Source organism: Mesorhizobium sp. M1A.F.Ca.IN.020.03.2.1, from assembly GCF_004023205.1.
In the GTDB taxonomy this organism is placed as follows: domain Bacteria; phylum Pseudomonadota; class Alphaproteobacteria; order Rhizobiales; family Rhizobiaceae; genus Mesorhizobium.
Window position 1 is genome coordinate 1 of sequence record NZ_RZSV01000206.1, and the last position, 9,923, is coordinate 9,923.

The 9,923-nt window shown below is 60.6% G+C and carries 12 protein-coding genes and 1 pseudogene; 2 read left to right on the plus strand and 11 right to left on the minus strand.

Annotation, left to right across the window (positions count from 1 at the left end):
* On the plus strand, nucleotides 1-762 hold a 762-nt coding region (locus EOA79_RS25085), incomplete at its 5' end, for a tyrosine-type recombinase/integrase (protein ID WP_128293394.1).
* 17 nt (nucleotides 763-779) lie between these two features.
* Here the strand turns inward: EOA79_RS25085 and EOA79_RS25090 are convergent.
* On the minus strand, nucleotides 780-1,091 hold the full coding sequence (locus tag EOA79_RS25090; RefSeq protein WP_245489926.1) for a helix-turn-helix domain-containing protein: 312 nt from the start codon (nucleotides 1,089-1,091) through the stop codon (nucleotides 780-782).
* A 65-nt stretch (nucleotides 1,092-1,156) separates the two neighbouring features.
* Between EOA79_RS25090 and EOA79_RS33745 the strand changes: the two are divergent.
* Nucleotides 1,157-1,273: pseudogene (locus tag EOA79_RS33745) on the plus strand (recombinase family protein); the annotation flags it as partial.
* Nucleotides 1,274-1,420: 147 nt separating this feature from the next.
* On the opposite strand, the gene EOA79_RS32975 reads toward EOA79_RS33745, so the two are convergent.
* From EOA79_RS32975 to EOA79_RS25140, 10 genes are all read right to left on the minus strand, one after another.
* Complete coding sequence (locus tag EOA79_RS32975; protein WP_164893941.1) at nucleotides 1,421-1,606, minus strand: hypothetical protein; 186 nt, start codon at nucleotides 1,604-1,606, stop codon at nucleotides 1,421-1,423.
* Between the two features lie 88 nt (nucleotides 1,607-1,694).
* A complete protein-coding gene (gene repC / locus EOA79_RS25100; RefSeq protein WP_128161249.1) occupies nucleotides 1,695-3,038 on the minus strand; it encodes a plasmid replication protein RepC in 1,344 nt (447 codons plus the stop codon).
* A 266-nt stretch (nucleotides 3,039-3,304) separates the two neighbouring features.
* Nucleotides 3,305-4,336: a plasmid partitioning protein RepB gene (repB, locus tag EOA79_RS25105; protein ID WP_128161251.1), complete on the minus strand. Its 1,032-nt coding sequence runs from the start codon at nucleotides 4,334-4,336 to the stop codon at nucleotides 3,305-3,307.
* Nucleotides 4,333-5,547: a plasmid partitioning protein RepA gene (repA, locus tag EOA79_RS25110; protein WP_128161253.1), complete on the minus strand. Its 1,215-nt coding sequence runs from the start codon at nucleotides 5,545-5,547 to the stop codon at nucleotides 4,333-4,335. The genes repB and repA overlap by 4 nt, the downstream gene beginning before the upstream one ends.
* 440 nt (nucleotides 5,548-5,987) lie before the next feature.
* Complete coding sequence (locus EOA79_RS25115) at nucleotides 5,988-6,299, minus strand: helix-turn-helix transcriptional regulator (RefSeq protein WP_128161255.1); 312 nt, start codon at nucleotides 6,297-6,299, stop codon at nucleotides 5,988-5,990.
* Complete coding sequence (locus EOA79_RS25120; protein WP_128161257.1) at nucleotides 6,296-6,631, minus strand: type II toxin-antitoxin system RelE/ParE family toxin; 336 nt, start codon at nucleotides 6,629-6,631, stop codon at nucleotides 6,296-6,298. The genes EOA79_RS25115 and EOA79_RS25120 overlap by 4 nt, the downstream gene beginning before the upstream one ends.
* A gap of 702 nt (nucleotides 6,632-7,333) precedes the next feature.
* Complete coding sequence (locus EOA79_RS25125) at nucleotides 7,334-8,467, minus strand: hypothetical protein (RefSeq protein ID WP_128293395.1); 1,134 nt, start codon at nucleotides 8,465-8,467, stop codon at nucleotides 7,334-7,336.
* 54 nt (nucleotides 8,468-8,521) lie between these two features.
* Nucleotides 8,522-8,788 (minus strand): hypothetical protein, encoded by a 267-nt coding sequence (locus EOA79_RS25130; RefSeq protein WP_128161261.1) that lies wholly within the window; start codon nucleotides 8,786-8,788, stop codon nucleotides 8,522-8,524.
* 72 nt (nucleotides 8,789-8,860) lie between these two features.
* The gene (locus tag EOA79_RS33750) at nucleotides 8,861-9,712 is read right to left on the minus strand and encodes a DUF1016 N-terminal domain-containing protein (RefSeq protein ID WP_245489927.1); all 852 of its coding nucleotides are present in this window, start codon (nucleotides 9,710-9,712) and stop codon (nucleotides 8,861-8,863) included.
* On the minus strand, nucleotides 9,709-9,923 hold a 215-nt coding region (locus EOA79_RS25140), incomplete at its 5' end, for a hypothetical protein (RefSeq protein WP_206639264.1). The genes EOA79_RS33750 and EOA79_RS25140, both read right to left, overlap by 4 nt.

The following is a 9,923-nucleotide window of genomic DNA, read 5'->3' on the forward strand; positions in this document are numbered from 1 at the left end:
ACGATCGAGCGCCGCCTGTCCGGCCTCGCCTGGAACTTTACCCAGCGCGGGTTTGCGCTCGACCGCGCCGATCGCCACATCGCCACCGTGCTCGCCGGCATCCGCCGCAAGCACGCAAAACCGCCGCGGCAGAAGGAAGCCGTGCTCGGAGACGACATCAAGGCGATGGTCAACACGCTCGGCCACGACCTGAGGGGCCTGCGCGACAGGGCGATCCTCCTCCTCGGTTTCGCCGGCGGCCTGCGCCGCTCGGAAATCGTCGGCCTCGACGTCGTGCGTGACGACAAGAGTGACGGCGCCGGCTGGATCGAGATTTTTGCCGACAAGGGCGTGCTGGTGACGCTGCGCGGAAAAACCGGCTGGCGCGAGGTTGAGGTCGGCCTCGGCGCATCCGCCCAGACTTGCCCGGTCGCCGCACTCGAGAGCTGGATCCGTTTTGGCCGCATCGCCAGAGGCCCTCTCTTCCGCCGCATCTTCAAGGACAACAAGACCGTCGACGTCGAACGTCTCTCCGACAAGCATGTCGCCCGCCTGGTCAAGCAGACCGCCCTCGCCGCCGGCGTCCGCTCCGATCTTCCGGAAGGGGAGCGCGCGCTGCTGTTCTCAGGGCACTCGCTGCGCGCCGGCCTTGCCTCTTCGGCCGACATCGAGGAGCGCTACGTGCAGAAGCAGCTCGGCCATGCCTCGGCCGAGATGACCCGCAAATATCAGCGCCGGCGCGATCGGTTCCGGGTCAATCTCACCAAGGCGTCGGGACTCTAGAAAGTCCCCTCCCCTGCTCAGTGCGCGGCTGCAGGAGTTTTGTTGTTGACGTTGGCCACGGTACTATTTGACGATAAAGCACGCAGCACCGCCTCAGGCTCCCGGTCCATGACGCGTAGCAGTGTACGGGCCGCGCCGCTTGGCTGTCGCTTGCCCTGCTCCCACTTCTTGTAGCCGGATGGGCTGGTTCCCAGCACGGTCGCCATCTCATCCTGTGACAGGTCGAGCTTCTTGCGGATAGCTTTGGCGTCGACCGCGCCAACATCGACGCTGTGCACCTTGATACCGGGAACGTCCTTACCCTGCGCGTGCGCCAGAGCTTCCGACATAGACTGGATCAGATCAGCGCCGAATTTTGTTATCTCGCTTATGTCATGCTCCTGTTCGCTGCCTTGTCGCACAGCTCGAACGCGCGCTGATCTCGGAGCGACCCAAAGCCGGGATTGCGGCCACCCGGAAGAAGCGGGGGCTGCCCGGCAATCCGGGGATGCGGGAGCGGCGTCCCGCTGCCCATATGAAGACCGCCGCGGCGCGGCGCAAAATGGTCAGCCTCATCGGTCAAGAACCTGCCCGATCGGGCCCGACGGCTTGGTCTCGCCGGGGCACCACTCGCACCGTGACCGGTTTCCCACGGCGCGATCTCCGCTGCAGGCAGGCCTCAGTTTATGACCCGCGGCTGACGATCAACATCTCCGCTCCGCTTATACGCCGCCCAGGCATCAGCTGGAACAGCGCTGCCGGCCCGCGCCAGCCAATCCGCACGATCGGCCTCGGTAAGAGAGTTCCACCACACCATCCCGGCGGTTTCATCGGGCGTCGATTCCCGGTCGTGTTCGTTTTTCATGGCCTCGATCCTCGCATACGGCGCTTTTCCCAACAAGCTCTGCAGCCACGATCCAGGGCCGTGGTGTCGATCAAACCCGTTCGGCTCATCACGATCCGCGCCCCGGCTTGTCGAGGCTGCGGCGCAACGCATCGCTAATTTCCAGTCGCGATTCGGTGCGAACGACCTTCCCCGCCGTTTCCAGATCGACGGCCGCGGCTTCAGCTCCGTTTCCGGCGGCCTTCGACGCCTCAAGCTTTGCCCGCAGCAAGGCCATAACCATCGGCCAGACCGAGAACTTTCCGGCCTTAGCCCGATCCGTCAGGCTGCGCAAATAGCCGCCGGCGCTATTGATCTGGTCCTGCCGCTGGTAGATCGCGGCAATGGTAATCGCCGCCTGCTGCTCACCCATTGCCGTTCGCGCTTCCTCCCAGGCGCTCGGGCTGATGCCCATGGCTGGCCGGGCAACCTCGGCCGCAGCCAGAAATTCACGCCAGTTGCGGATTCCGCCGCCGCCCTTCACCAACCAGAGCATGTTCGGGCAGGCATCCAGCACGATTCCCAACGGCAGCTCGCGCTTCGGCAGGCTCCGCACGTTGTCGGTTTCCGCTGCGCTGCCGCTCGCTTCACTTTTATTTCCTAAGCCGCTTTCAGATTCAGATTTAGAGTCTGGTTTTGAATTCTGTATGTGGCGCTCGATATGAGACTCATTGGCGCTCATATTCTTTGTTTTTACGAATGATTCCAATGCCTCACGCACTTCAGCCCAGAGGTCCTCTAGCTCGGCAGCAATGGCTTCGAGGACCTGGCGGGGCGCTGTACGGGGAATCTTGCCGACGATGGCTTGATAGGTTTGCTGGACCCTGCCCCAATTTGCAGGAACGCCTTCCTCAATGCCGGCATCTATCATCTTAACGATGTCACGGCGGCATATGGTTAGCCGTTCCTTAACGACCCGGTAGGCCTTCTTCTCGGCTCGGACGACTTCCGCCAGCTCCTTGAACTCCGTTGCGCGCGCCACGATCGGCGAGATGTCGAAGCCGTATGCTTGCTCGATCTCGCCCCCCTGCCCCTTCCGGGCGAAGCGCTTGCCGTTCGGGCTGTCCCTGCGGATGATCAAGCCACACTCCACCAGGACGGCCAGGTGCCGCCGTAGCGTCGCGGGTGGCATGCCATTGGCGCGGCCGATCAGCTGCTCATTGGACGGCCAGACGATCAGCTCGCTATCGCCGTAGAGCGCGGTCTCCGGATGAAACGAAAGCAGGGCGTCAAGTATGGCCAGTGCGCGATCGGTCGCGCCCAAGGCGCCCCGGGCTTCCTTGATGTTCTGGAAGACATGCCATTTGTGGACGGTCAGGTCCGCCGGCATTGCCTTTGCGGCCACCTGGCTTGAAATCATGCCAAGCGTCATCGGCCGCCGCCCAAAGGGCGTCGTTGAGATATGCGTGTCCATTTCCCTTTACCTTCCTTCAGGCAAAAGAAACCTGCCCGCCGAAGATGGCGCCAAAAACTCTTGACAGTGATTCCTGGAAGTGTGATTCTCTTAGGTGCTAATCGAGAGAAGGGCTTCCGGAGACGCGTTTTCGGGGGCCTTTTTCTTTTGCTGTCAGTTTCCTTTCACAGTTGGATACGAACTCATCGCCGAAGCGGACCATGCCAGCACGGCCTCAAGCTCCAAACCACCTTGTCAGCTGACAAGGTTTCTACGCGGGCCCAAGTTCACTCACCGCCCTCGCGAGCGAAGAACCTCTCGATCAGCGCGGGTAGCTCCCCCTCCAGGAATGAGGCGAATGCCGGTGCGCGATCTCTTTCAATTGTCAGCTTCACATCGGCCCCAGAGAATACGGCCTTCCCGACCACTTCTCCGGTCGGGGCCACCAGCACCAGATCACTCTGTTGTTTTACCGGAGCCTTCCTCGCCGCTGCGTACGCAAGCTTGAATCGCTCATCAGACGGGAGGCGCGAAACCTTGTCAGGTGACAAGGTTTCGCGGATTCGCATGAGCACATCAGTCTCTGCGGAAACCGCATTCGCTAGTGCGACCCAGCGGGGCCGGCCGACCTTCGGCGCTCGTCCGATTGCTTCGATAACATCCCCCGGAAGAGCACGGCACACGGATCGCAAGCGCGCCAATTCGGGATCATCGATTGAAAGCGCCGCTCGGATGTCGCGCGCCTTGAGACCCGCCTCGTCCATACGCCACGCGAACAAGGCGCGTTCAATCCAACTAAGGTCTTGCCGCGCGGCATTTTCAATCCCTTGCGCGACCACAAGCTCGACATCGGAAAGATCCAGCACCGTCGCCTTGAGCTTGATGCCAAGCTCCCGGGCTGCGCGCCAACGCCGGTGCCCGTAGACAACCTGGTATCGGCCTTCGACACCGGGGTGCTTCCGCACCTGGATCGGCAGCTTCTGGCCTTCCTCGGCAATGAGCTTCTTCAGCGCTTCGAAATCGGCGCTGTTGTCATCCGGAAGCCGGTCGGGAAACGGAGAAGGATCAATCAGTTCCGGATCGAGATCCAACCCCACGCCTGCGTCGACGATCGCCTGAAGTCGATCTCGCTGTTCCCGAAGGTCACTCAGCGACCGCTGTGTGGCGCCGATGACGCCGGCACCAACTCGCGCAACCGGTTGGCCGGAGATGGGTCTTGTTCCACCCTCCGAACGGCTAACGTCATCGGCTGACGGAACCGGCTCGGAAAACGCTCCGAAGTTCGCGAGGATCGACTTTCCCGATGACCGCTTTGTCATCTCCGCCCCCAACTCTCTGCAATGAGGTCGACGATCCGCCCGTTGACAGCGTCGATAGACTCCCGCGCACGCTTGACGGTGGTCGCTCCAACATTGCCTGCTTCCAACTCGTAGAGGGTCCGCTTTGCAAGACCCGCCGTTTCTATTGCCGCGCTCTCGACTGCTGTCGGCGTCAGCACGTCCTCGGCAAATAGATGCCGCAACATCGAAACGACATGGACCTGGGACTGATCGTTGGGGTCGTGTCGCGTCACCACATACCGCAGGAAGTCCTGTTCCATCACGGCACCAGCATCGCGTATCACCGAAATCAAATCACCCATCATGAGCAAGAACTGGCTCATCGACATGACGTCGAGCATCGCCGGATGCACCGTAACAAGGAGGCCGGTCGCTGCGTAAATCGCGCCAAGCGTCAAGAAGCCGAGGGAAGGGGGTGTATCGAGTATTACGATATCATAATTGTTCTCGACCTCGGCGATCGCCAGCCGAAGGCGCTCGAAGAAGATGCTCTGATTACCATTCTGCTTCTGCGCAAGAACCCGCGGGGTTTCATGTTCGTATTCCATGACCTCGATGTTTCCCGGAATGAGGTCAATCCCTGAGAAGTATGTCTTGCGGATTACGTCCTGGATCGGGCGCCGCTCGTCGTCGTAACGCAGGGCCGCGTAGATGGTCTCGTTCTGCTGGACATCCATCTCAGGCTGCGCGCCGAACATCGCAGAGAGCGACGCCTGCGGGTCTAGGTCGATTGCGAGTACCCTGTAGCCATAGAGCGCCAGATAGTGGGCGAGATGCGCGCTTGTAGTTGTTTTCGCGCTGCCGCCCTTGAAATTGGCTACGGCAAGGATCTGGAGATGTTCGCCCTCCCGTCGGTGCGGCAGGTATCTCAGTGCCTCAGCGGGCTTTTGGCTGGCAAACAGCTCTCTCAACTCGTTGATCTGCGCCAGCGTGTACGCTCTGTGGTTGTTTTCCAACCGCGCCGGCACAGGGCCTTTTCCCTCGTTGGACATCAGCTTAAGTGTCGATTCCGGAATGGATGTGAGCTTGGACACCTCATGGATCATGAAATTCCTGAGGCTCTTCTGAGCGTCCGGTGGGTACATCTGCTCTCGTCTGGCCTGCAGGTGGCTCGAAAGCATGCCCGCATGCCGGACAATCTTATCCGCGGGATCGTCCCTCTGCGGGACTGATGCGGCTGGTATAGCCATTGTCGTTGCAAACCCTCTTTGGCGGCCTGGAGGCGATTTATCGCCCTTTGCCCGACAAAGGTAGGCCACGATTCTGCCCGTGCGTCCAGCGGTTTAAGGTTAACAACATCTTAACGACACCCCCCGCCCGACTCTAATAAGATCATTCAACGGCGCCTCGAAGTCAGGCCTCGCGGCGTAGGCGAGTACCCTTTCCAGTGCGTTTTCAATCGCTTACGTGCTCAGCGGGGACTATTCTGTGGGAAGGTTCAATGCCACGTGCCGCCGCCTTGGTCGGTGCAGAACCCTGAGAAGTTTCACAGTGGTGGATGGCGTCAAACTGGGTGAATGGGCGTGACTGCTGCTCCTTTGGCGCGACTCACTTTTACCCATGAACAGATGGCTCTTAGCCGGCTATGCGGCGTTCGCGGCGGCTCCACATCGCCGCAAAGGCGCATTCGTCAGGCCGCCACATCGTCGTGCGACACTTTCTCGACCGAGACCGAGACCTTCCGGTCGAGACGGTTCAGGACACGCACAAGCCGATCAATCGTAAACTTGCCAAGATGCGCGTTACGAATGTTCGAAATGTCGGCGGGCGTAACGCCGGTTACCGCGGCCGCCGCACGAACGGTGAGATTGCGCCGGTTCAGAACGGCGATGATCTCGCCTGCCAGAAAGGCCTTCATCTGCTTCGTGTCGGCATCCCGATCACCCATGTCGGCATAGACATTACCGCTGCCTCTCACGACCTCGATCTTTTCTTCGCTCATGAGTCCATCTCCCGTATCTGCTTCAGCCTGGCCTTGACCAAATCGATTTCCTTTTTCGGGGTGGCAATGCCGGCAGTCGACTTCTTCTGGAAGGCATGCACGACCCAAATGGCATCTCCGATCTGGACCGCATAGACAACCCTGTAGGCGTCGGACCGGTAGGGCAGCGCAATTTCCATTACGCCCGAGCCCAAATGTTTCATCGGCTTCGCCACATCGGCCTTCTGTCCGAAGCTCGCAATCGCCAGAGCATCCAACATTCTCTCCTGCACAGCCTTCGGAAACTTCCGAAAATCCTTTCGTGCAGCCTTGATCCAGGCAATTTCCCTCATGGCGACGTGTTATCAAATTTAATAACAAACGGCAAGCAATGCAAGCCCGCGTCGGCGTTCCCATCCGAGGGAAGGGGAGAGCCTTTGCGGTTCCCCCTAGCGCTGCGGCGCGGCCGCGCTCGTGCGGAACCGCCCAGGGAGGGGCCTCCGCCCTGTTTCACTGGTCAAACCGCCGATTGCTCGCCGCCAGCGGCCGCCGTTCCATGCCCGTAGGATAGGTTTCGAATGGCTGAGGCATACCCCCATCGGGGTTCGTCGGCAGTCTTCGGCGGCCGGCCCTAGAGTGATGACGCCGGCCCTGGACGCGACATACGCGAAGCCGGCGGGCAGGGGCTCGGTAAGCGCTTTGGAACGGGCCTAGCGTCACCGCACAACCTGTCGCCCTGCACGCTCGTACAAGATCAAATCAACTGTTGACGCACTGCAAGTGCGACGGCGTGGGTGACGCTGGTGGGATCGAGCTTCCGCCGAGCCTTTTGCAGGTGACAGGGGGGTTCTCCTGAAACTGGTTGAGTCGCAACTCCAGCTTCGGAAACCCCCGAACCTCTCTCAAGACCGCCGTCTCATATCTATCTGGACCTGCACATCGGATCCGGCGCTCGCACGTGACGCGATGATAGGGCAGGCCTGGTTCGAGGGGGTGAGATTGAACTGATCTCGTAACTTGGTGGAACCCGCTGGGGCGCGTTGCTCGGCCCGGTGTTAGGATTGTTCGTCTCTCCAACGACGATGCTGCTCGCGCAGCGCTGCCTCAGTCGAGGCGAGCTGGCGATCGTAATCCAGTCCGTTCGGGCTTTGGGCGGCTATCTCTGCGGACACGACAACAAGCCGCCACGCGGCGTACTCGTGAAATGGGTTGAGCCCGATCAGGTTGCCGAGCGTGAGGTTGCTAGGCGCCGGCGCCGACAACAGCTTGGCGAAGGCTGCGATGGCAGCGTTCATATCCCAGTCCGAGATGAACAGCACCAAGGCGCACAATGCAAGCAACGCGACCGGCGGGCCCTTCGCCCTGAAATATTCCGGCCGACCCTTGCCGAAATCGATACCACCGTTTGCGGCGACGAAGACGCAAAGCGAGATCGCGGCCTCGTAATAGGGCTGGAGTACGGTGGCGTTGAACACCTCGCGCTGATGGTTCTTTCGTGCGAGGTCGCTCGCCTGTCGCCACGTCGCGTCGTCGAAAGGGATACTCTTCAGCAGATCAAACAGGGGAAGGTTGTCTTCTGTGAATTGGTTCTTGGCCGCGGCCTTCCAATCGAACGCTGGCATTTCCGCCTGCAATGGGTGGAACTGCCAGCGCCGATAGTGAGGATGGCGCTGGAGCGCGCGCGCCCAGGGAATTGCTTCTAGCGGCATCGACACCGTGAAGCGGCTGGCGGACTTAAGGTCGAAAAACCACTGGCGCATCTCCCGGATGCGTCGTTGTTCGAATATGCCTTGCTCGATGCCTTTGCATACGAGGAGGCGGACGGCTCTGGTTTCTGCACTTTTTTCCGATCCGAAGTCGAGAAGGCTTCCCTGAACGGACCGATTCTCGTCATCGCCGTAGAATTCGCAGAATGGATGATGGGCGTCACCGCCGTTGGGATCGACAAATCTGAAGTGGGCTTGCCGGAGAACGGCTCTGGAGGCACGCGATCTCGCCGAGCGAACGAGGCGAGCACCGAACTTGCCGCACGATGAGCATTGAATATCGTCGCGGATCGCATCGCCGGACATTCTGAGAAGTTCAGCTCCGTCGCGTTCCGGCGTCGGCTGCACGCCTGTCATCAAGGTCGCGAGCTGTTCAACATCGAGTTCGCGCGCGAACCTCACTGAATAAGCGGTTGCCGGCATTTGCCCCCCAAGCACATTGTCGTTTATGCGTCGGGCGACCGACGCGGCAGAGCATTAAACATCAGGATTAGCGCTGGAGCCAGAATCGACAATAACTTCCAGCATTGCTTCCATGGTCAGCAAGTCGATTGCAAGATTCAATGCTTCACTCTCGCGCGCGGTAAAAGCCGCCGATTTGTATCGGTCGCTCAGGTCAACGCTCAAGTCTTCGACAAGGCGGATGATCATGTAAATATGGAGAGCGTAAGATCTTCTCGCGAGCCCTTCATCGGTTTCAGGAAAATAGCGTGTGAGGTTTGTCGGGCCGGGTAGGTCGTCCATCTCACCGTTCCACGCGGTTGCGCTCTGGACGATGTTATGCTGGGACACATGGGCGGCGGCCGAAAGCCCGCCCTAAAGGCGGGCAAGCGATTGCTCGAGGGCCGCGACATTTGGGGCGCCGTTGAGCTTTCGCCGGTTCGCGCGAACTGCCTTGAGTTGGGCGAGGATCTCAAGTTCCTGGCGCAGCATCGCGTGCGCCTGCAGATACCGCGCCTCGGCGATCGCTCTCTCACAAGGCTCAAGGCCGATCACAAAGGCGGCGAACAGCGCGTCGCGCTCGAAGGCGGTCTGGTCGCCTTCGACAACGGCGCCATTGATGCGCAAGAGGCCACTGGCGAGTACGCCGGTCGCCAGCATGTGAGCGTCGATCAGCCGCCCATAGGCGGCCATGGCTTTGGCCTTGGCCTGATCACCTTGACGGGCGAATAGATTGCTGTCGATCTGGTGGGCAAGGACGTTCCGGCTCCAGCCGTGCTCGATCGCTTGCCGTGCGTACCAGGCGCGCTCCTTGGGAGCCTTGATCGCGTCGAGAAGGCGGACGTTATGGCCCCAGGGCAATAGTGCAACAACCTGTTGCACAAATTCGCCGTCGGGCCAGACTTCGGCGAAAGCGCGCATATATTTCAGGTTTCGGGCGGAGAGCCCGGTCATCTCTGGAAAGGCCCGGCCAAGATCCCCGGCTAGGCGGTCAATCACCTTCGCGCCCCAGCCCTCGCGCTCCTGCCGGCCCAAAATATCGCGGCCGATGTTCCAGTAGAGAAGGATCAGTTCGCGATTGACGGACAGGCCGGCCCGGTGCCGTGCCGCGGCGATCTTCTGCTTCAGATCGCCGACGAAGGCAGCGTAACTCTGCGCATCGATTTCGACGGCAGCCTTGTCGGTCTTGGCGCGGCGAGGCGCGGGTTTGGACGGCGGAGGACTCATGCCGCCACCTTCATCCGCTTCTTGGCGAGCATAGCGCGGACGAACTCGTCCCATTTCGCCATGCCGGCGCGCTTCTCGGCCATGTAATACCAAAGGTCATGATGATTGACCGACGTGAGCCCAATCGCGCATGCCAATTGAAGTGACAGTGTGCGGCTGGGCGAGGAGTTTTCGCCAGGCCTCGCAAGCGGCATCGATGATGGCGTCGTAG